The 19950-nt window shown below is 70.8% G+C and carries 19 protein-coding genes, 2 pseudogenes and 1 riboswitch; of the genes and pseudogenes, 12 read left to right on the forward strand and 9 right to left on the reverse strand.

Going from position 1 to position 19950, the window contains the following annotated elements; genetic code table 11:
• Positions 1–91 precede the first annotated feature (91 nt).
• Together HJD23_RS02105 and HJD23_RS02110 are read left to right on the forward strand one after the other, a co-directional pair.
• A complete protein-coding gene (locus HJD23_RS02105; protein WP_171115041.1) occupies positions 92–922 on the forward strand; it encodes an SAM-dependent methyltransferase in 831 nt (276 codons plus the stop codon).
• Positions 923–1041: 119 nt separating this feature from the next.
• Entirely contained in the window at positions 1042–2376 is a 1335-nt protein-coding gene (locus tag HJD23_RS02110) for a S1 family peptidase (RefSeq protein ID WP_171115039.1), read from the forward strand.
• Between the two features lie 46 nt (positions 2377–2422).
• On the opposite strand, the gene HJD23_RS02115 is transcribed toward HJD23_RS02110, so the two are convergent.
• Positions 2423–2608 (reverse strand): hypothetical protein, encoded by a 186-nt coding sequence (locus HJD23_RS02115; protein WP_171118884.1) that lies wholly within the window; start codon positions 2606–2608, stop codon positions 2423–2425.
• A 100-nt stretch (positions 2609–2708) separates the two neighbouring features.
• Positions 2709–3869: an ROK family transcriptional regulator gene (locus tag HJD23_RS02120; protein ID WP_171115037.1), complete on the reverse strand. Its 1161-nt coding sequence runs from the start codon at positions 3867–3869 to the stop codon at positions 2709–2711.
• Between the two features lie 271 nt (positions 3870–4140).
• On the opposite strand from HJD23_RS02120, the pseudogene HJD23_RS02125 reads away from it, so the two are divergent.
• From HJD23_RS02125 to HJD23_RS02130, 3 genes and pseudogenes are all read left to right on the forward strand, one after another.
• Positions 4141–4407: pseudogene (locus tag HJD23_RS02125) on the forward strand (sugar ABC transporter permease); the annotation flags it as partial.
• Positions 4405–4572, forward strand: a pseudogene (locus HJD23_RS42955) (sugar ABC transporter substrate-binding protein); the annotation flags it as partial. The pseudogenes HJD23_RS02125 and HJD23_RS42955, both read left to right, overlap by 3 nt.
• Before the next feature lie 14 nt (positions 4573–4586).
• Positions 4587–5789: a Gfo/Idh/MocA family oxidoreductase gene (locus tag HJD23_RS02130; protein ID WP_171115035.1), complete on the forward strand. Its 1203-nt coding sequence runs from the start codon at positions 4587–4589 to the stop codon at positions 5787–5789.
• Positions 5790–5813: 24 nt separating this feature from the next.
• Here the strand turns inward: HJD23_RS02130 and HJD23_RS02135 are convergent, their stop codons facing one another.
• The 4 genes from HJD23_RS02135 to HJD23_RS02150 form a co-directional block, all read right to left on the reverse strand.
• Positions 5814–6509 carry a L,D-transpeptidase family protein gene (locus tag HJD23_RS02135; protein WP_171115032.1) on the reverse strand — a complete coding sequence of 232 codons (696 nt, stop codon included), beginning with the start codon at positions 6507–6509 and terminating at the stop codon, positions 5814–5816.
• A 134-nt stretch (positions 6510–6643) separates the two neighbouring features.
• On the reverse strand, positions 6644–7558 hold the full coding sequence (locus tag HJD23_RS02140) for an SDR family oxidoreductase (RefSeq protein WP_171115031.1): 915 nt from the start codon (positions 7556–7558) through the stop codon (positions 6644–6646).
• Positions 7559–7652: 94 nt separating this feature from the next.
• Entirely contained in the window at positions 7653–8282 is a 630-nt protein-coding gene (locus HJD23_RS02145) for an MBL fold metallo-hydrolase (protein ID WP_171115029.1), read from the reverse strand.
• The gene (locus HJD23_RS02150) at positions 8282–9370 is read right to left on the reverse strand and encodes an S-(hydroxymethyl)mycothiol dehydrogenase (RefSeq protein ID WP_171115026.1); all 1089 of its coding nucleotides are present in this window, start codon (positions 9368–9370) and stop codon (positions 8282–8284) included. The genes HJD23_RS02145 and HJD23_RS02150 overlap by 1 nt, the downstream gene beginning before the upstream one ends.
• A gap of 218 nt (positions 9371–9588) precedes the next feature.
• Between HJD23_RS02150 and HJD23_RS02155 the strand changes: the two genes are divergently transcribed.
• Both HJD23_RS02155 and HJD23_RS02160 read left to right on the forward strand, forming a co-directional pair.
• Positions 9589–10953 (forward strand): MBL fold metallo-hydrolase, encoded by a 1365-nt coding sequence (locus HJD23_RS02155; protein WP_171115024.1) that lies wholly within the window; start codon positions 9589–9591, stop codon positions 10951–10953.
• Positions 10950–11696: a sulfite exporter TauE/SafE family protein gene (locus HJD23_RS02160; protein WP_171115022.1), complete on the forward strand. Its 747-nt coding sequence runs from the start codon at positions 10950–10952 to the stop codon at positions 11694–11696. The genes HJD23_RS02155 and HJD23_RS02160 overlap by 4 nt, the downstream gene beginning before the upstream one ends.
• 31 nt (positions 11697–11727) lie before the next feature.
• On the opposite strand, the gene HJD23_RS02165 is transcribed toward HJD23_RS02160, so the two are convergent.
• Complete coding sequence (locus tag HJD23_RS02165; RefSeq protein ID WP_171118882.1) at positions 11728–12003, reverse strand: metal-sensitive transcriptional regulator; 276 nt, start codon at positions 12001–12003, stop codon at positions 11728–11730.
• Positions 12004–12083: 80 nt separating this feature from the next.
• On the opposite strand from HJD23_RS02165, the gene HJD23_RS02170 reads away from it, so the two are divergent.
• From HJD23_RS02170 to HJD23_RS02185, 4 genes are all read left to right on the forward strand, one after another.
• Entirely contained in the window at positions 12084–12650 is a 567-nt protein-coding gene (locus tag HJD23_RS02170; RefSeq protein WP_171115020.1) for a rhodanese-like domain-containing protein, read from the forward strand.
• 108 nt (positions 12651–12758) lie between these two features.
• Positions 12759–14513 carry an ABC transporter ATP-binding protein gene (locus HJD23_RS02175; protein ID WP_171115018.1) on the forward strand — a complete coding sequence of 585 codons (1755 nt, stop codon included), beginning with the start codon at positions 12759–12761 and terminating at the stop codon, positions 14511–14513.
• 114 nt (positions 14514–14627) lie between these two features.
• Positions 14628–14993 carry a nuclear transport factor 2 family protein gene (locus HJD23_RS02180; RefSeq protein WP_171115016.1) on the forward strand — a complete coding sequence of 122 codons (366 nt, stop codon included), beginning with the start codon at positions 14628–14630 and terminating at the stop codon, positions 14991–14993.
• Positions 14994–15037: 44 nt separating this feature from the next.
• A riboswitch (ZMP/ZTP riboswitch) is annotated at positions 15038–15122 on the forward strand.
• Positions 15123–15144: 22 nt separating this feature from the next.
• Positions 15145–15996, forward strand: coding sequence for a bifunctional 5,10-methylenetetrahydrofolate dehydrogenase/5,10-methenyltetrahydrofolate cyclohydrolase (locus HJD23_RS02185; RefSeq protein ID WP_171115014.1), 852 nt, complete (start codon positions 15145–15147; stop codon positions 15994–15996).
• 23 nt (positions 15997–16019) lie between these two features.
• Here HJD23_RS02185 and HJD23_RS02190 read toward each other — a convergent pair whose 3' ends face one another.
• Positions 16020–16682, reverse strand: coding sequence for a TetR/AcrR family transcriptional regulator (locus HJD23_RS02190; RefSeq protein ID WP_171118881.1), 663 nt, complete (start codon positions 16680–16682; stop codon positions 16020–16022).
• 150 nt (positions 16683–16832) lie between these two features.
• Here HJD23_RS02190 and HJD23_RS02195 point away from each other — a divergent pair, with 150 nt between their 5' ends.
• Entirely contained in the window at positions 16833–18086 is a 1254-nt protein-coding gene (locus tag HJD23_RS02195) for a YncE family protein (protein WP_171115012.1), read from the forward strand.
• Here the strand turns inward: HJD23_RS02195 and HJD23_RS02200 are convergent.
• Positions 18079–19938 (reverse strand): cellulase family glycosylhydrolase, encoded by a 1860-nt coding sequence (locus HJD23_RS02200; RefSeq protein ID WP_171115010.1) that lies wholly within the window; start codon positions 19936–19938, stop codon positions 18079–18081. The genes HJD23_RS02195 and HJD23_RS02200 overlap by 8 nt on opposite strands.
• Between the last annotated feature and the right edge of the window lie 12 nt (positions 19939–19950).

Here is a 19950-nt window from a genome sequence, read left to right on the forward strand (position 1 = left end):
GCAAAGATCAATTCGTCGGTCTAGATTGCGTCTTGACACCGCACGAGGCGTCTTCACGCCCCGGCACCAGGCATCCCCAGGAGCTGATCCCGTGACCGAGAACCCGCCAGCCGCGGACGGCATGGCCCAGTCGCTGCGCGAGCGCATCAACACGTCCCAGCCGCACACGGCCCGGATCTGGAACTACTGGCTCGGCGGCAAGGACAACTACGAGGTCGACCGGGCGGCCGGCGACCAGATCCGCCAACTGCACCCGGGCATCGGCGAGTACGCCCGCGCGGACCGCCTGTTCCTGGGCCGCGCCGTGCGGCACCTGGTCTCCGACGTCGGCATCCGCCAGTTCCTGGACATCGGCACCGGCCTGCCCACCGCCGACAACACCCACGAGGTCGCCCAGCGGATCGCCCCCGACGCCCGGATCGTGTACGTCGACAACGACCCGCTCGTCCTCGCACACGCCCGCGCGCTGCTCACCAGTACGCCCGAGGGCCGCACCGCCTATCTCGACGAGGACCTGCGCAATGTCGACGCGATCCTCGGACACGCCGCGAAGACCCTGGACTTCACGCAGCCCGTGGCGCTGATGCTGCTCGGCGTCGTCATCTTCCTCGGCGACGACGAGGACCCGTACGGCGTGGTGCGCCGGCTGCTGGACGCGCTGCCGTCCGGCAGCCACCTGGTGCTGTCGCACACCGTCACCTCGCCGGCGATGCCGGACGTGGACGAGGCGGTGAAGTTCTGGAACGAGCACGGCACTCCGAAGCTGACCCAGCGCACCCCCGAGGCCATGGCGCGCTTCTTCGACGGTCTGGAGCTGCTGGAGCCGGGTGTCGTCTCGTGCTCGCGCTGGCGGCCGGAGCCCACCGACGGGGCGGAGCCGGAGGAAGTCGCCATGTTCGGCGGGGTGGCCCGGAAGAACTGAGCCGGTCGCCCCTCGGGGTGAACGCTGCCGGACCCCGGCACGTATGGAGAGGGGGCGCTCGACGACCCGGGCGCCCCGCGGCGTAGACGCGCCGCGGGTTCGGGGTTCGGGAGCCATGCATGAGGCACGCACGACGACGGATCGTCCGGCGAGTGACACGGCTGGCGTCAGTCGGCGGGATCGTCCTCGGGGCGGCCATGGTCACGCAGGCGGTCGCGAGCGAGCCTCCGGTCGTGTCCCCCAGGGTGCTGGCCGAGGACACCGGCGCGGACCTCGTCGAGCGGCTCGGCGCCTCCCGTACGGCGGGCAGCTGGATCGACGACAAGGGGCGGCCGGTCGTCGCGGTCACCGACGACAAGGCGGCCGCCGAGGTCCGCGAGGCAGGCGCGACGCCCAAGCTGGTGCGGCACAGCATGCGTGAGCTGAAGTCGGCCACGGAAACGCTGCGTTCGGCACCGAGGGTGACGGGTACGGCGTGGGTGGTGGACTACCGGTCGAACGAGGTGGTGGTACGAGGCGACAGCACCGTTTCCGCCGGCGACTGGTCCGAGCTGACCGACCTCGCGGACGGCATCGGCGGCTTCGTCCGCATGGAGCGCACCGAGGGCACCTTCACCACCCGCATCAACGGCGCCCTGCCCATCCTGTCCACGGCCGGGCGCTGTTCGGCGGGCTTCAACGTCACCAACGGGGAGACGGACTTCATCCTCACCGCCGGACACTGCGGGCCGAGCGGCTCGGTCTGGTTCGCGGACAACCGGGGCGACCAGCCGGTGGGCCGGACGGTGACCGGCAGCTTTCCGGGCAACGACTACTCCCTCGTGCAGTACACGGGGGGCCGGGCGGGCGACGGGGCGGACGTCGTGGCCATCGGCAACGGGCAAGGGGTGCGGATCACGGGTGTGGGTCAGGCGTCCGTCGGGCAGCGGGTGTTCCGCAGTGGCAGCAGCAGCGGGTTGCGGGACGGTGAGGTGACCGCGCTCAACGCCACGGTGAACTACCCCGAGGGCACGGTCTCCGGTCTCATCGAGACGAACGTGTGCGCCGAACCCGGGGACAGCGGCGGCCCGTTGTTCTCGGAGGGCATCGCGCTCGGCGTGACCTCCGGAGGCAGCGGGGACTGCCAGGCGGGCGGGACGACCTTCTTCCAGCCCGTGACGCAGGCACTGTCCGCGCTCGGCGTGCAGCTGATCACGTCGGGCGCTCCGGCGCCGTCCGCATCGGGCACCCAGAGCGCGGCCGCGCCCCCGGAGGCGGCGGCGCCGGGAGCGTCGACGCCGATCTCGGGTGAGGCGGGCAGGGAGCTGCTGGCCCGGCTGGCGGACCCGAAGAACGTCGGGCCCGGCCTGCTGGTCATCGGAGGCAGTCTGATCGCGCTGGTGGCCACGCGGTGGATCCGTACGGAACAGGACCGCAAGGCCTACCAGCGGTACTACTCGGCGACGTGGGGCTGACGGAGAGGTCCGGGGGCCGAGGGGGCACCGGGGCCGTCGGGAGCGGTCAGGCCGCCCGCGCCGAATGCGGCGTCGCGGCGGCCCACTCCATGACGAGGCGCTGGTACTCCTCGCGCTGCTCGGTGCTCAGTGTCCCGCCCGACCGGCGCCACAGCGCCCGGATCTCCTCGTTGACCTCCGCAGCCGATCGCTCGATGGCGGCTTCAACACTGGTGGACATGCTGTGAAGCATACGGCGCCCGAGGTGAAGACGATGTGAGTAATCGTGAGCCAAACGGACATATCGGGCCGTGTTGCTGATCACGTCCATTTCCCTGAACCGGCCGGGCAGTTCAGGCATCCGCCGCACCCAGCACCAGCACCTGAATCGCCGGCACAGCGGCACCGCGGGCCCAGTCGTGAAAGTCGGACTTCCTGGTCTCCAGGTCGACCGGGGTGGCCAGCGGATGCCGACGGGCACGGATGGTCTCCTCCACCGTGTTTCTGGCCACATCCATCAGCCCCACCCCCTCTCCGGCGAGCAGGATCTTCTGCGGCATCGCGAAGTTGGCGATGTGGGCGACGAGGACACCCAGGGCGCGGGCGGCCTCGTCGACGACGCGGGCGGGCACGGGCTCCCCGGCGGCGGCCAGGGCGAGGATCTCCTCGTAGGTGTGGTCGCCTCCGATGGCGGCCCGGATCTGGTAGCGGATGCTGGGGATGGTCAGCAGCGAGACGGCACTGCCGCGGTCGCCGTCGGGCGTGAGCGGCCCGTGGGGGTCGAGGATCCAGCGCCGCCCGAAGGCCCGGTCCTCCCCCTCGGACGGCACCCGCTTGCCGCCCAGCACCAGTCCGTAGCCGATGCCGGCGCCGATGGTCAGCACGACGAACCGGTCGAGGCCGCGCCCGGCACCGAACCACGTCTCGGCCTCGACGAGGGCGGCCACGTCGTTCTCTACGACCACCGGCAGCCCGGTGCGGTCCTCGACGAGCGCGGCGAGCGGAATGTCACGCCAGTTCAGGAACGGCGACTCCCCGACCACGGCCCGGTCCTGCACGAATCCGCCCACCCCGATGCCGATCCCGGCGAGCCCGGGGTGGCCGCGGGCCAGTTCGTCGGCCATCTCCGCGAGCAGGTCGGCGACTTCGCCCGGGTCGTGCGTGGTGAGGGGGCGGTCGTGACGGGCGACGATCTCGCTTCTGAGGGTGGTGACGACGCCGTAGACCATGTCCTCGGTGACCTTGAAGCCGAGAAAGGAACGGGACTCGGCGACGACGTCCAGCGGCTGTGAGGGCCGTCCCTGCCGGGCCTCCCCCGGGGCGCCGCCGTCGGGGGCCTCGACCAGCAGACCGGACTCGATCAGCGGTTTGGTCAGCCGGGTGAGGCTGCCCGCGGACAGGTTGAGCCGCCGGGCGAGCTCCGCGCGGGAGAGCGGTCCGTTGACGAGCACCTCGATCGCCACCGAGCGTTCACCCGGACTCAGCGGCAGCCAGCTGGCGGAACCTGCGGTCATGGAGATCAGACTCCCACGAGTTTTTTCTTTTGCACCACAACTAATCATCCCACTGTAGGTCACGACAGACCCTACAGAAGATCTCCTCACCACCCCTTGACGCAGGGATTATTCCGGCTCAAAAGTAAGTGGCACCCAGGACGAGCCGCCACAGCCGAGGGAGCCTGCCCATGTCCATCGCCGCCAGCAGTCCGCCGACATCCCGGGGCGACGGGCGTCTCGCGGCCGTGTTCCTCGCGCCCGCCCTGCTCGGGTGGGCCTCGACAACTACGTCCGCATGGTCAACGTCTGGCGGCACGTCGGCTACACCACGCTGCTGCTGTTCGCCGGTCTCCAGGCCATCCCCCAGCACCTGTACACCGTCGCAGTGACGACCATGGGCGGCCCGGCGAACGCCACCAATGTGCTCCAGTACTACATCCACGGCTCCGCCTTCGGCCGCTTCCAGTTCGGCTACGCCTCCACAATGTCCGTGGCCCTGCTGATCGTCCTGACCGCCATCACCGTCCTGCAGTACCGGCTCACCCGGGCCGGCCGGAAGAAAGGCATCGATGTGACGGCCTTCACCGAACCGGTCGCCGACTACGCAGCGGACGTGCTCGCGCTGATGCGCCCCGCCATGCAGGACATATACGCCAACGACGCCCCGGTGAGCGGCCTGAACCAGACCAATAGCCAGATCAATCTCATCCTCGGCCAGTGAAAGGCACCCATCCCATGACGTTCTCCCTCGGCATCGTCGGCGCCGGGCAGTTCTCCGGACAGTTCGCGAAACTGTTCCTCGCCCATCCCGGCGTCAGCGACGTCCACGTCACCGACCTGCTCCCGCAGCGGGCCGAGCAGCTTGCCGCCGCAGAGGGCCTGAGCGGCACCTTCCCGACGTACGAGGCCATGCTGGAGTCGACGGCGGTCGACGCGGTCGCGATCTTCACCCAGCGCTGGACACACGGCCCGCTGGTGCTCCAGGGGCTGAATGCCGGAAAGCACGTCTACTCCGCGGTCCCCATGGCGATCACCACGGAGGAGATAGCGGCCATCATCGACGCGGTCAAGGCGACCGGACTGACGTACATGATGGGCGAGACCAGCCAGTACAACCCGGCGACCGTGCACGCCCGCAACCAGATCGCCAAGGGCGCCTTCGGGCGGATCTTCTACGCCGAGGGCGACTACGTCCACGACATGGATCTGGGGTTCTACGAGGCGTACCAGTACAGCGGCGGGGAGAACTGGAAGGCGACCGCGAGCTACCCGCCGCTACTGTACCCGACGCACGCGGTGGGCGGGGTGCTGGGCGCCTGGCAGACGCACGCGGTGAGCGTGTCGGCGATCGGGGTGGTGGACGAGCGGGGCGACGGCGTGTTCGACCGGTCGGTGAGCCAGTTCGACAACGACGTCTCGAACGCGACCGCGCTGTTCGAGGTGGCGGGCGGTGGCTCGTTCCGTACGAACGAGTTCCGGCGGGTCGGCTACCCCTCCCACATCCGGGAGTCGCGCTTCCGCTTCTTCGGCACCGAGGCGAGCATGGAGCAGCTCGCCACGGTGGCCCTGTGGCAGGACAAGACCGGCGTCACGGACATTTCCGAACTGCTGGAGCCCAAGCCGACGATGTCCCCCGACGACCCGTCGCTGCAGCACATCGCGCCGGATCTGCGGGCGGCGTTCACCTCGGGTTCGGCGCCGGTGCACGACCGGTCGCGGCTGCCGCGCGCGTTCGACCACCTCCACAACGGCCACGAGGGCAGCCACCACTTCCTGGTGGACGACTTCGTGACGGCGGTGAACACACGCTCGCTGCCGTCCGTGAACGCCTGGGTGGCGGCCCGCTACACCCTGCCGGGCATCATCGCGCACGAGTCCGCGCGGCAGGGCGGCGTACGACTGGAGATCCCGGACTTCGGAGACGCGCCCGAGGCCTGACACCTCCGCGCGGGCCGGGTCCCGTCAGGTGCCCGGCTTGCGCCCGTACACGTAGACGTCGTCGCCGTTCTTCAGCAGCGACCAGTACTTCTTGGCGGCGGTCTTGGTCATGTTGACGCAGCCGTGCGAGCCGGGCGGGTTCCACATGCTGACGCCGACGGAGTGGAAGGCCTGGCCGCCGTCGAAGAACTGGGCGTAGGGCATCGGCACGTCGTAGATGGTCGACACGTGGTCGATGTTGCGCCAGTAGATCTTCTTCAGGCCGGTGCGGGTCTCGTAGCCGTCGCGTCCGGTACGGACCGGGACGGGGCCGTAGACGAGCTTCTTGCCGTCCTGGATCCAGCTCAGCTGGAGCGTGAGGTTCACACAGGCGATGCGGCCCTTGTTGACCGGGCACTTCCCGGCCTTGTTCGGGTTCTTCCCGACGGCCTTCTGCTTGTTCATGAGGTCCATCACACCCCAGGTGACGGGACCCGCGTACCCGATGTTCGGCTTGATGCCGTGCTTGGTCTGGAACGCCCGGATCGCCTTGCAGTCGGCGGCGGACTGCTTGCCGTCGACGGGACGGCCCAGGAACTTCTCCACCTGCTTCTGGTACGGCCCGGTCTGCGTGGTGCAGCTCGCCGCCTGCGCCGGGCCGGCGCCCAGCGCGAGTGTGAGCGGCGCCACCAGTGCGGTGGTCCCCAGAACGACGGTCGCCCGTCTGCGTGTCTCCCCCATGGTCGGCCTTGTCTCTCGCATGGAATGCGCGTCGGTCGCGCGCTCTCTGCCAGCTAGACCGGTTCCGGGCGGAATGGGTTGTAGGGGTGGGCCGATCGCGACCAAACGGTGACATTCGGGTCCAGTGGGGTCAGTCACCGATAGCCGGTCGTGTCCGCCGGTTTGCCCGGGTCCTGGACCTCGACAAGGTAACGCCAGGCGTCGGGCCGGCTGCCGTCGAGGTCGGTGAAGCCGTATTCCTGGGCGAGGGCGCCGCTGGAGAGGGAGTGGCCGTTGAAGCGGGACACCTCGGGGTCGGCGGCGAGGGCGGCGACGGCGCGGCCGACGTAGCGCGGGCTCTCCGAGATGGCGAAGTGCGGGACCTGTTCGAGGGCGTCCCGCCAGTTGTCCTCGCGGACGCCGTAGTGGTCGAGCATCATCTCCGAGCGCAGCCAGCCCGGTGTGAGGGCCACGGCGGTGGCGCCGCGCGGGCCCAGTTCGTGCCCCAGGGAGAAGGCCATGCGCAGGACGGACGCCTTGGCCAGGTCGTAGAAGAAGTTCACCCGGTAGGTGTCGCGGTTGTAGTCGTCCGTGCCGTCCGTCATCTCCACGACCAGACCGCCGGGGCGACGCAGCAGGAGGGGCAGCGCGTGGTGGCTGGTGATGGCGTGGGTCTCGACCGCGAGGCGGAGCAGCCGGAGGCCGTCGTCGAGGTCGTGCTCCCAGACGGGCGTGTCCCATGCGAAGAGCTTTTCGCCGCCCCAGATGTCGTTGACCAGGATGTCGAGGCGGCCCTGCTCGCCGTCGACACGCTCGACGAGGCTGCGGACCTGCGCCGGGTCGAGGTGGTCGGTGGGTACGGCGATGCCGTGGCCGCCGGCCTCGGTGACCAGGTCGGCGGTGTCCTCGATGGTCTCGGGGCGGTCGTACTCGGAGCGGCGGGCGCGGGTGCTGCGGCCGGTGACGTAGACGGTGGCGCCGGCCGCGCCGAGTTCCACGGCGATCCCCCGGCCCGCTCCGCGGGTCGCTCCGGCGACCAGCGCGACCTTGCCCTGCAACGGCTGTGACATGTCCGACCTCCCGTGTGGCTGTTTCCGGGGACGAGCCTCCCGCGAAAGCCGGACATCCTCTGTCACCTTTCCCGGCCGGTCACTCCGCCGGCGTTCAGTGACCCCGTGCGATCCACTCCTCCAGGTGCGGGGCCTCGGCACCGATGGTCGTCGAGTCGCCATGGCCGGTGAGGACCTTGGTCTCCGGTGGGAGGGTGAGAAGCCGGTCGCGGATCGAGTCGATGATCGTCGGGAAGTGGGAGTACGAGCGGCCGGTCGCGCCGGGGCCGCCCTGGAAGAGGGTGTCCCCGGTGAAGACCACACCGAGGCCCGGGTCGTGGAGGCAGACCGCGCCGGGAGCGTGGCCCGGCGTGTGCAGCACCCGCAGGTCGGCGCCCGCCGCCTCGATGACCTGGCCGTCGAGCAGCCCGGCGTCGGGGTCGCGGTCGGGGTGGGTCTGCTTCCACAGCGCCAGATCGTCGTGGTGCAGCCAGATCAGGGCTCCGGTGCGCTCGGCGAGCGCGGGCGCGGCGTTGATGTGGTCGTTGTGGGCGTGGGTGCACACGATGGCCGTCAGCCGGCGGCCCCCGACCGCCTTCACGATCGCGTCGACGTCGTGCGCGGCGTCGATGACGACGACCTCGTGATCGTCGCCGACGAGCCACACGTTGTTCTCGACGTCCCAGCTGCCGCCGTCGAGCGTGAACTGCCCTGCGGTGACGAGGCGTTCGATGCGGGCGGTCATCACAGCACCACCACCGAGCGCAGTACGTCACCGTGGTGCATCCGCTCGAACGCCTTCTCCACCTCGTCGAGCTGGATCGTCTCGGTCACGAAGGCGTCCAGGCTCAGGCGCCCCTGCAGATGCAGGTCGATCAGCATGGGGAAGTCGCGGGACGGCAGGCAGTCGCCGTACCAGGAGGATTTCAGCGCGCCGCCGCGTCCGAAGACGTCGAGGAGCGGGAGTTCGAGCTTCATCTCCGGGGTGGGTACGCCGACCAGGACGACCGTTCCGGCCAGGTCGCGAGCGTAGAACGCCTGTTTGTACGTCTCCGGGCGGCCGACCGCCTCGATGACGACGTCGGCGCCGAAACCGCCGGTCAGTTCGCGGATCGCCTCGACCGGGTCGGCCTTGGTCGAGTTGACGGTGTGGGTGGCGCCCATCGTGCGGGCGGTCTCCAGCTTGCGGTCGTCGATGTCGACCGCGATGATCCGCGCCGCTCCGGCCAGGTGCGACCCGGCGATGGCCGCGTCGCCGACGCCGCCGCAGCCGATGACGGCGACGGTGTCGCCGCGGCCGACGTTGCCGGTGTTGATGGCGGCGCCGATGCCGGCCATCACACCGCAGCCCAGCAGTCCGGCGACCGCCGGGGAGACGGCCGGGTCGACCTTGGTGCACTGACCGGCCGCGACCAGCGTCTTCTCGGCGAAGGCGCCGATGCCGAGCGCCGGGGAGAGTTCCTGGCCGGTGGCGGCGAGGGTCATCTTCTGCTCGGCGTTGTGGGTGTCGAAGCAGTACCAGGGCCGCCCGCGCAGGCAGGCCCGGCAACGGCCGCACACGGCACGCCAGTTGAGGATCACGAAGTCGCCGGGCGCCACGTCGGTGACGCCGTCGCCGACCGTTTCGACGACCCCGGCGGCCTCATGGCCGAGCAGGAAGGGGAACTCGTCGGTGATGCCGCCCTGCTTGTAGTGCAGATCGGTGTGGCAGACCCCGCAGGCCTGCACCCGCACCACGGCCTCGCCCGGCCCCGGGTTCGGCACGACGATCGTCTCGACCCGCACCGGCTCGTCCTTCCCCGGTGCGATCACGCCGCGTACTTCCTGCGCCATGGTGCTGACCCCTTCCGTCTCCGGGCGTCCGTCCCGCTCCCGACCTTACGTGTGACTGATCGGTAAGGGGCGGGCTTGTGGGGCCGGAGGAGGGGCGGGCGGTTGCTTCCGGCCACCTTTCTGGATACCCCCCCGGGTAATCCTGTACGGTAACTGCTAGATACCCCCGGGGGTACTTCCCCCTTACTCCCGGGTTCACCTAGGAGAGGAACGCTGCCGTGTACTTCGTCGACACCATCGACGTGCCCGGACTGGGCAACCGCGGCTATCTGGCGGGGGGTGCGCACAGTGCCGTCGTGGTCGATCCGCCGCGTGACATCGATCGGGTGATCGCGGCCGCCGCCCGGCGGGGCGTGCGCATCACGCACGTCGCCGAGACCCACGTCCACAACGACTACGTCACCGGCGGCCTGGAGCTGGCCAGGGTCACCGGCGCCCGCTATCTGGTCCCGGCCGGGGCGCGGGTGGCGTACGAGCGGACAGCCGCCAAGGACGGCGACCGCACCCCGATCGGAGACGGTCTGGCGCTGCGCGCGCTCGCCACGCCCGGCCACACCCCGCACCACATGTCGTACGTCCTGGAGGACGACGGGCGGGCGGTGGCCGTCTTCACGGGCGGCTCCCTGCTGATCGGCACCGTGGGGCGGCCGGACCTGGTCGAGCCACGGCTCACCGCGCGGCTGGCCCGGGCGCAGTACGACTCCGCGCACCGGCTGGCCGCCGAGCTGCCGGACGAAGCGCAGGTGCTGCCGACGCACGGCTTCGGCAGCTTCTGTTCCGCCGCGCAGCACGACGGCCGGGCGCAGACCACCATCGGCCGGGAGCGCACCGCCAACGAGGCGCTCGTCAAGGACGTCGACACGTTCGTCGCCGATCTGCTGGCCGCGCTGGACGACATACCGGCGTACTACGCCCACATGGGCCCCGCCAACGCCGGTGGTCCGGCGCCGGTCGACCTCACGCCGCCGCGCAGGGCCGACGCCGGGGAGATCGCCGCCCGGCTGGCCGCCGGGGAGTGGGTGGTGGACCTGCGCAGCCGGGTCGCGTTCGCCGAGGGGCATGTCACCGGCGCGCTGAACTTCGAGGCGGAGGGGCAGCTCGCCACCTATCTGGCCTGGCTGTTGCCGTGGGGCAAGCCGGTCACGCTGCTGGCGGAGTCCGCCGAGCAGCTGGCCGACGCCCAGCGGGAACTCGTCCGGGTCGGTATCGACCGCCCCGCCGCGGCCGCGACCGGCTCCCCCGCCGACTGGGTGCCCGCGGGCGAGCGGCCGCGCTCCTTCCCGCGCGGCACGTTCGCGGAACTCGCCGCCCGTGACGGCGTCGTGATCCTCGACGTACGGCGCGACTCCGAGCGGGCGGCCGAGCACATAGCCGGCTCGCTGCACATCCCGCTGCACCGGCTGCGCGACCGGCTGGCCGAGGTGCCGGACGGCACGGTGTGGGTGCACTGCGCCGGCGGGATGCGGGCGGCCATCGCGGCCTCGCTGCTGGACGCGGCGGGGCGGGACGTGGTGGCCGTCGACGACGGGTTCGACGCGGCGCGGCAGGCGGGGTTGCCGCTGCACCGCGCGCCCCGCGCGTGAGCGCCCTGATCCTCGCCCTGCTCGCCGGTGCCGTCACCGGTCTGGCCCTGGGCGCCCTCGGCGGTGGCGGCAGTGTGCTGGCCGTGCCCGCGTTGATCTACCTGCTCGGCCTCACCCCGGCCGCGGCGGCCACCGCGAGCCTGCTGATCGTCACCGTCAGCTCCGGCATCGCACTGCTCGGACATGCCCGCGAGGGCACGGTCCAGTGGCGTCGAGGCGTGCTGTTCGCGCTCGCCGGTCTGGTCCCCGCCGCCGTCGGTGGCGCGGTCTCCGGGCGGCTCCCGGCCGGGCTGCTGACCGGTGCCTTCGCCGTCCTCGCGGCCGTCGCCGCGGTGCGGATGCTGCGCCCCTCGGCGGCCGTGCGCGACGACGCGCCGGTACGTCGCGGGCGCGTCGCCACCGCCGGGGCCGGGCTCGGCGCGGTCACCGGGGTGCTGGGCGTGGGCGGCGGCTTTCTCGCCGTACCGGCGCTGGTGAACGTCGTGGGCCTGGGCATGCGAGCGGCCGTCGGCACCTCGCTGCTGGTCATCACCGTCAACTCGCTGGTCGCATTGGCGGCCCGCGCGGGAGCGGCCGTGGGCGTCGACTGGGGGCGTGTCGCGCCGTTCGCGGCGGCGGCTGTCCTCGCGGCGTGGGACGGCAGGCGGCTGGCGGCGCGGGTCTCCGCCGGTTCGCTGCGGCGGGTCTTCGCCTGGGCGCTGCTGGCGGTGGCCGCGTTCATGCTGGCGGACGCCGTGCTGTGAGCAGGATCGGACGGACGACCTGTGCGGACGCTCAGGCAAGCGACAGGAAGAGCTTCTCCAGGCGGGCCTTCATCGCGTCCGTGGTCTCCTCGTCCTGCGCGTCGGTGAGACACTGCTGGAGCCCCGTCGCGATGATCGCGAACCCGGCGCGGTCCAGGGCGCGGGAAGCCGCGGCGAGCTGGGTGACGACGTCCTCGCAGTCGCGTCCCTCCTCGATCATCTTGATCACTCCGGAGATCTGCCCCTGCGCCCGGCGCAGCCGGTTCAGCACCGACTTGAGCTCATCACCTTCGAACCTCAACTCCACAGCCACCCACTCCTCTGCCCACCGGCCCATATACCGGTAGGGGTATTTTACCCCTCCCTCCACGGAAGGAACGCACCATCATGACCGCTCCCGTCGCCCTCACCACGGAAGAGGCCCGGACCCGACTCCCCCACCTCACCGTCGTGGACGTCCGCGCCCCGGCCGAGTACGCCGGCGGCCACCTCCCCGGGGCCCTGAACGTCCCCCTGGACCAGCTCCCCCGCGCCCTCCCCGCGCTGCGTGAGACGCGCGGCGAACTGCTCATGGTCTGTGCCTCCGGCCGCCGTTCGGAGCAGGCCTGCGCGGCCCTCGCCGAGGAGGGCGTAACGGCCATGACGCTGGCGGGCGGTACGCAGGAGTGGGCGCGGCGCGGTCACGAACTGGGCCGCCCCCACCACACCCCGCGCACCACCTGGTCCATGGAACGCCAGGTCCGGTTCACCGCGGGCGCCCTCGTCCTCACCGGGCTCGCGCTCGGACTGCTGCATCCCGCCTGGCAGTTGCTCGCCGCGGGCATCGCGGGCGGGCTGGTCTTCTCCGCCCTGACCAACACGTGCGGCCTGGCCGCCCTGCTCGGCAGGCTGCCGCACAACCGGCCGCGCCCGGCCGACCTCGACGCCACCCTGACGGCGCTCAGGGCACGGTAGCGGCCGACGGCGAAACCCGGAGGTCGACTGTCAGTGCTGCCCCGTAGTCTCTGAACATCCCGAGTCTCTGAACATCCCGCCGGACTCGTGAAAGAGCGAAGGAGCAGCGTGAGCATCGCACAGACGGAGACCGCCCCGCCCCCGTGGCGCATGCTCCTGGGTTATGTACGACCCCACCGGTGGGCCCTGCTCGTGGGCGCTGTGCTCTCGCTGGTCACCGGGGCCACCGGGCTGCTGCTGCCGCTGGTGGCACGGGAGTTGATCGACGACCTGTCCCACGACCGGGCCATCACCGGCGCGTTGATCGCCATGTCGGGCCTGGTCGTGGCCAACGCCGCGGTCGGCGCGCTGGGCGCGTACGTGCTGCGGCGCACCGCGGAGTCGGTGGTGCTCGGCGCGCGGCGCACCCTGTCGTCGTATCTGCTCCGGCTGCGCATATCCGCGGTGGACCGCAGCGAGCCGGGCGACCTGATGGCCCGGATCACCTCGGACACCACGCTGTTGCGCGAGGTCACCACCGACTCCCTGGTCGGCCTCGGCACCGGCGGGCTCACGCTGGTCGCGACCGTGGTGATGATGGGCCTGGTCGACCCGGTGCTGCTCGGCGTCACCCTCGCCGTGGTCCTCGGCGCGGGCACGGTCCTCGGCGTCATCGTGCCGCGCATCAACAAGGCCAGCCGGCGGGCGCAGGACGCGGTCGGGGTGATGGGTGCCTCGCTGGAGCGGGTGCTGGGCGCGCTGCGCACGGTGAAGGCGTCCGGCGCCGAGCACCGCGAGGAGCAGACCCTGCACTCCGCGGCTCAGGAGTCGTGGCGGCAGAGCGTGCGCGCCGCCAAGTGGTCGGCGGCCGCGGGCAACACGGCCGGGCTGGCGATGCAGATCGCCTTCATCACGGTGCTCGCGGTCGGCGGCGCGCGGGTCGCGACCGGCGCCGTCGACGTCGGCACGCTGGTCGCCTTCCTGCTGTACGTCTTCTACCTGATGGCGCCGATCCAGCAGGTCGTCGGCGCGATCACCCAGTACCAGACGGGTGCCGCGGCCCTGGCCCGGATCCAGGAGGCGCTGCGGCTGCCCGCCGAACCCCCGGCGTCCGCCGCCCCGTTGCCGTTGGCCGAAGCGCGCCCGGCGGCGCTCACCTTCGAGGACGTCCGCTTCCGCTACGACGACGACCTGCCCTACGTCCACCACGGCGTGAGCTTCGAGGTGCCGGCGCAGGGCATGACGGCGTTCGTCGGCCCGTCCGGCGCGGGCAAGACGACCGTCTTCTCGCTCATCGAGCGGTTCTACGACCCCGAGTCGGGCGTGATCACGTTGGACGGGCGGGACCTCATGGAGTGGGAGTTGCCGCAGCTGCGCTCGGCGATCGGCTACGTCGAGCAGGACGCGCCGGTGCTGTCCGGATCGCTGCGCGACAACCTGCTGCTGGGCAATCCGGAGGCGGACGACGACGCCCTCACGCGGGTACTGAAGACGACCCGGCTGGACGGGCTGGTCGGGCGGCTGCCGAGCGGGCTCGACACGCTCGTCGGGCATCGCGGCACCAAGCTGTCGGGCGGCGAGCGTCAGCGGGTGGCGATAGCCCGCGCGCTGCTGCGCCGCCCGAGACTCCTGCTCCTCGACGAGGCCACCTCGCAGCTGGACGCGGTCAACGAGGCGGCGCTGCGCGACACCGTCGCCGACGTGGCCCGCACGACCACCGTGCTGGTCGTCGCGCACCGGCTGTCCACGGTGACGATGGCCGACCGGATCGTGGTGATGGACTCGGGCAAGGTCCGTGCGGTGGGCACGCACCGCGAACTCGTGACCGCAGACCCGCTGTACGCGGAGCTGGCGGCCACGCAGTTCCTCGCCACGGCGGGCTGACCCGTCAGGCGCGGCCACCTGCGCTTGCCGAGGCCGACCGGGCGGAGGAATCTCGTAGGAGAGGCCATCCCCGGCCCGCGTCCCCGTGGGCCGCGGCCCTCGAAGGAGGTCACGATGGGTACTGCGGCAAGTCCCGCCTTCGACGCCGAGACGTTGCGCCGGGGCATCGAAGGCAATCCGAACACCCTTCTGTCGCTCTACGCCGACGACGCCCAACTGCGCGTCGTGGACCACAACACACAGCCCAGCCACCCCCGGGTGCTGCACGGCCGTGACGAGATCAGCGCCATGCTCGACGACGTCTACAGCCGCGACATGACGCACAAGCTGGAGGACTGCGTCGTCCAGGGCGACCGGGCGGCCTACAGCGAGTCCTGCGAGTACTCGGACGGGGTCCGCGTCTTCGCCGAGTCGATGATCAGGCTGCGCGACGGCAAGATCACCGAGCAGACCCTGATCCAGGCGTGGGACGAGCAGTAACGCGGAAGCAGGAGAGCAGGTGCGGCACGGCCTCGGTTACGGTGGTCCGGGGCCGTGACTGGCGCTGAGGTGGAGTACCACCGGGGAGCGGTCCACGCAGAGTCGATGCCGCGCGCCTGGGCGATCCAGTAGATCGACCCAGGAGTGGATCATGTCTCAGGCCCGGCTCATGGAAGGCACCGCGCTCGCCCGGCGCGTCGTCGAGGACACCGCGCAGCGCGCCGCCGCTCTCACCGACCGCACCGGCACCACCCCGTGTCTGGCGACGGTGCTGGTGGGCGAGGACCCCGCGTCCGTCACCTACGTCCGTATGAAGCAGAACCGCTGCCGCAAGGCCGGTATCACCTCCCGGCATGTGGCGCTGCCCGCCGCCACGACCACCGAGGACCTCACCGGCACGCTCAGGGCCCTCTCCGCCGACCCCGAGGTGCACGGCATCCTGCTCCAGCACCCGGTCGGCGAGCACATCGACGAGCGGGCCGCGTTCGAGGCGATCGCGCCGGAGAAGGACGTCGACGGCGTCACCTTCGCGTCCTTCGCGACGATGAGCTTCGGGCTGCCGGGGTTCGTCTCGTGCACGCCCGGCGGGATCATGCGGCTGCTCGACGCGTACGACGTCGACCCGGCCGGCAAGCGGGCCGTGGTGGTCGGCCGCAGCGCGATCCTCGGCAAGCCCGCCGGCATGCTGCTGCTCGCCCGGGACGCCACGGTGACGTACTGCCACTCCCGCACCCAGGACCTGTCCTCGGCCGTCCGGGAGGCGGACATCGTGGTCGCCGCCGTCGGCCGTCCCCGCCTGATCCGGGGCCAGGACATCAAGCCCGGCGCCGTCGTGATCGACGCCGGTTACAACGCCGGGAACATCGGTGACGTCGACTTCGACTCGGCCGTGGAACGGGCCGCGCTGATCACCCCGGTGCCGGGCGGGGTCGGCCCGATGACGATCGCCACGCTGCTGGAACAGACGGTCGACGCGGCGGAACGGCAGCTGGGGGTGGCCTGAACTCGGCGCTCGGCCAAGGGAGTTCACCTCTCCCCCGGCCGCCATCCCGTAGGCCGCAGAATCCCCAGCAGTTGCCGCACCAGCTCGTCCACCACCTCGTCCAGCGTCGCCGGCACCCACCCCGCGCTCCAGTCGTGGATCAGGCCGTTGACGCTGCCGATGAAGGCCGTCGCGGCGAGGCGGTAGTCACGGCGGGCCGCCTCTCCCCGCTCGGCGGCAGCCTGTGCCTCCGTGCAGATCAGGTCGACCCAGCGGGCGCGGCGCGTGAGCCGCTGCTCCTCCATGCGCGGGCTGACGCCGACGATCTCGACGAAGGTGATGCGGATGCGGCGGGGGTCGGCGGTGACGTTCCCGGCGTACGCATGGAAGATCGCGGTGGCCCGCTCGGCGATCGGTGAGCCCTGTGTGGCGGCCGCCGCCGTCAGTACGGCTTCCTCGGCCCAGGCGTTGACCTGGAGATGGAGGGCGGCCAGCACATCCTCCAAGGTGCGGAACTCCTCGTAGAACTGCCGGGTGGACAGTCCCGCGGCCTCGCTGAGCGCGGCGACGGTCGTGGACCGGTAGCCCGGACTGTCGCCGAAGAGCTGGAGCGCCGCGTCCAGGAACCGCCCGTGCCGCTCGGCCTGCCGTTCCTCCGCCGACTTGCCGCCGTAACGCCCTGTCGGCGCCCTGAGCCTGCCCGCCAACATCCCTCCCGTTCCGAACCGTTGGCCAATTTTGTCGTGTACGCAGTCTTGTGGAGAAGGGCACCGGCTCCTTACTTTCCAGTAAGTCAAACTCTGAACGATCTCGTATTCAGATTCCGGAGTATTCAGATTCCAGAGGAAAGAGCCGTCATGCCTGCCATCAGCCCCAGGCACCTCTGCTCCATCGCCGCCGCCCTCACCCTGACCCTCGCCGTCCCCGCGACCACCGCCGTCGCCGACACCCCCGGCTCCGCTGCCCTGCGCGAGGTGCTGTTCGTCGGCAACAACTGGGACGGCACCGCCGACGTCATCAAGTCCACCGGCGACTTCGCCAAGATCGGCCGCATCAACGTCATCCCGGACAAGGACGAGCGGATGGCGGAGATCAACGCCGATCCGATCAAGTGGATCTACTTCATGGCGATCCGCAACAGCGTCGGCGAGGGCCACGACCAGTTCGTCGACGACATGTACGCCACCCCGGACGGCACGGCGATGGTGGTCTCCCGGCCGAGCTTCGCCGACGTCGTCTCCATCGACCTGGCCACCGGTGACATCAACTGGCGCTTCCCGGTATCGGGTTACCGCTCCGACCACATGGCGGTCTCCCCCGACGGCACCCGGGTCGCCGTCTCCGCCTCGACCTCGAACACCGTGCATGTGCTGGACATCGTCACGGGTGAGCAGGTCGGCCGGTTCGCCACCGGCGACAAGCCGCACGAGAACGTCTTCAGCAAGGACGGCAAGTACATCTGGAACATGTCCATCGGCGACGTCAACACCGCCCTCGACGCGCCCTGGCTGGACTGGACGAAGGGCGACCGACGCATCACCGTCGTCGACGCGACGACGTTCCAGCAGGTCAAGGTGATCGACATGCGCGAGCGGCTGGACGCGATCGGGCTCGACGACCACTCGGACGCGGTCCGCCCCGCCGCCTTCAGCCCCGACGAGAGCAAGCTGTACTTCCAGGTGTCGTTCTTCAACGGCTTCTTCGAGTACGACGTCGCCACCGACAGGATCACCCGTACCAAGACCCTGCCGAAGAACCCGGACACCAGCGAGGACCGCACCACCTGGGTCAATGACTCCCGCCACCACGGCATCACCATGAAGCCCGACGGCACCAAGCTGTGCGTCGCGGGCACCATGGACGACTACGCGGTCGTCGTCGACCGCGCCACCCTCCAGGAGGGCCCGCTCGTCCCCGCTTCCAAGCCCTACTGGTCGACCGTCAGCGGGGACGGCAAGGCCTGTGTGGTCTCCGAGAGCGGAGCCGACCAGGTCACCGCGATCGACTTCGCCACCGGCAGGAAGCTCGTCTCGGTCCCGGTCGGCGACCACCCCCAGCGCGTACGGCTGGCCCGGGTGCCCGCCGACTGGACGGGTCCGTCGGCTAGTTGACGGCCTGCGCGGCCCACGCCGTGAGTTCGGCGCGGGCCGCGCTCAGCAGCTCGGCGGAGGGAGCCGTCGCCCCGTTGGTCACCAGCGCGTAGTGCAGGACCCCCGAGTCCGGCGCGGTGAGCAGCAGGCGGCGGCTGCCCGCGCCGCCCGCCTCGGCGGCCACGCCGATCGGGGCCGTGCCGGTGTACGCCGGTGGGGCGTATGCCGTGCCGAGGTCCGACACCACCGTCGTCGCCGAGGTCGGGAAGGACGCCGGAAGGTGGAGTTCGGTCGGCGCCGAGCCGCCGTTCGACCGCCACAGCAGCAACGCGTACTGGCCCGACCCCACCAGTCGTCCCACGTTCGGCAGCGAGTTCGGCACCGGGTTCCAGGTCAGGGTGGTCGAGCCGTCCCGGGAGCGGTCCTCGTAGGTGAAGGCGACCGTCGTACCGGAGGTGGCGCTCGGGTAGACGCGGTCCAGCAACCGGGCGTCCTGGCGCAGGGTCACCGCACCGGAGTCGTCGAGGCGAACGGCGGACAGGTCCTCGTCGTTCCAGGCGTCGCCCTCGGTGAGCACCTTGTCGGGGTTGCCGTTCATCAGCTCGTGGTGGCGGCCGTTGTAGATGTCCCACTGCCACTGTGTGCCGGACAGCACCGGTCCGGAAGCAATCGGGTCCGACCACCACCTCGCGCCGGGCAAGCGGGAGTCGAGGGCCTGGTACATCGCCTTGAGGACGGTCGGCGCCTTGTCGGCGACGTTACCGGCCAGCGGATGGCCGAACTCGCTGACGATCGCGGGCGTCCCCGTCGCCGCCGCCCGGTCCCGGACGGTCCCGAAGTCACCGGCGTACTGGCCGTCCTGCGCCTTGCCCCACATGAAGATGCCGGAGATGGCCTTCTGATCGTAGAAGTGGGTGTTGAAGACATAGCGCGGGCCGAGCGTGCCCGCGTCGAGCAGGCCGCCCTCCTCCTTCTGGAAGCCGAGGTTGGCGTTCCAGAAGAGGTTCGGTTCGACGAAGGCGGGCTTGGACTGCCAGCCCGCCGCGTCCATCCGGGCGCGGAACCGCTCGTAGAACGGCCACAGCACGTCCCGCTCCCAGGTGCGGCTGGTCTGCCCGGAGTCGTACACGCCCGCGTGCGGCTCGTTGTAGGGGTCGAAGCCGACGACGCCGGCGAAGTCCTCGGCGGACAGGTGCTGTCTGACGTACGCCATGGTCTTCTCGGCGGTGGTGAGGAAGGCGTCCTGAAGGCCGTGGGTGTTGTGCCAGAAGTCGTACGTCGCCTGCTTGACGGCCTCGTTCTGGGTGATGTTCTGGCCCCAGAACAGGCAGATCCCGCAGAATTCGTCGGGGTAGTCGCCAAGTTCGACGGCCCACTTGGGGGCGCCGTCGCCGGTGTACCAGCTGTCGGGGTCGAAGAGGTACCGGGAGTAGAGGTCCTGGTGGAAGTCGGGGTAGACGCGGATGCCGACGTCGAGGAAGGCGCGCATCTGGTCGGTGGCGGCGGCCAGGTACGCCGTGTCGACCTGGCCGCGTACCGGCTCGGCGTAGGCCCAGGAGAGCAGGAAGCGGACGGTGTTGCCGCCGCCGAGGGCGCGCAGCGCGGTCGCCGACTTGCGGGCGTCGGCGACCGAGGCGAAGGGCAGGCCGTTGTTCTCGGCGAGTTTGGTCTCGCCGGAGACGTTGTAGCCGCGCAGGACCACCTCGCGGCCCGAGGCGTCGGTGAAGCGGCCGTTCTGCACGGTGAGCGGGGAGCCGTCGAACCAGAGGGAGTCGGGGAGGGTGTCGGCGGTGGCGGGACGGGTGCCCGCGACCGACAGGAATCCACAGAGGACAACCAGAACAACGAGCAAACGCGCACGTTTATTCGGCATGTCCACCACAGT

The sequence above is a fragment of the Streptomyces sp. Z423-1 genome (assembly GCF_013009255.1).
GTDB lineage: Bacteria > Actinomycetota > Actinomycetes > Streptomycetales > Streptomycetaceae > Streptomyces > Streptomyces gossypiisoli.

Excerpts from the sequence above, each read along its gene's own strand:
- HJD23_RS02130 (WP_171115035.1), top strand. The coding sequence starts at position 4,587 with ATGACGTTCTCCCTCGGCATCGTCGGCGCCGGGCAGTTCTCCGGACAG.
- HJD23_RS02140 (WP_171115031.1), bottom strand. The coding sequence starts at position 7,558 with ATGTCACAGCCGTTGCAGGGCAAGGTCGCGCTGGTCGCCGGAGCGACC.
- HJD23_RS02200 (WP_171115010.1), bottom strand. The coding sequence starts at position 19,938 with ATGCCGAATAAACGTGCGCGTTTGCTCGTTGTTCTGGTTGTCCTCTGT.
- HJD23_RS02170 (WP_171115020.1), top strand. The coding sequence starts at position 12,084 with ATGACCGCTCCCGTCGCCCTCACCACGGAAGAGGCCCGGACCCGACTC.
- HJD23_RS02185 (WP_171115014.1), top strand. The coding sequence starts at position 15,145 with ATGTCTCAGGCCCGGCTCATGGAAGGCACCGCGCTCGCCCGGCGCGTC.
- HJD23_RS02145 (WP_171115029.1), bottom strand. The coding sequence starts at position 8,282 with ATGACCGCCCGCATCGAACGCCTCGTCACCGCAGGGCAGTTCACGCTC.
- HJD23_RS02180 (WP_171115016.1), top strand. The coding sequence starts at position 14,628 with ATGGGTACTGCGGCAAGTCCCGCCTTCGACGCCGAGACGTTGCGCCGG.
- HJD23_RS02135 (WP_171115032.1), bottom strand. The coding sequence starts at position 6,509 with ATGGGGGAGACACGCAGACGGGCGACCGTCGTTCTGGGGACCACCGCA.
- HJD23_RS02115 (WP_171118884.1), bottom strand. The coding sequence starts at position 2,608 with ATGCTTCACAGCATGTCCACCAGTGTTGAAGCCGCCATCGAGCGATCG.
- HJD23_RS02150 (WP_171115026.1), bottom strand. The coding sequence starts at position 9,370 with ATGGCGCAGGAAGTACGCGGCGTGATCGCACCGGGGAAGGACGAGCCG.
- HJD23_RS02120 (WP_171115037.1), bottom strand. The coding sequence starts at position 3,869 with ATGACCGCAGGTTCCGCCAGCTGGCTGCCGCTGAGTCCGGGTGAACGC.
- HJD23_RS02195 (WP_171115012.1), top strand. The coding sequence starts at position 16,833 with ATGCCTGCCATCAGCCCCAGGCACCTCTGCTCCATCGCCGCCGCCCTC.
- HJD23_RS02110 (WP_171115039.1), top strand. The coding sequence starts at position 1,042 with ATGAGGCACGCACGACGACGGATCGTCCGGCGAGTGACACGGCTGGCG.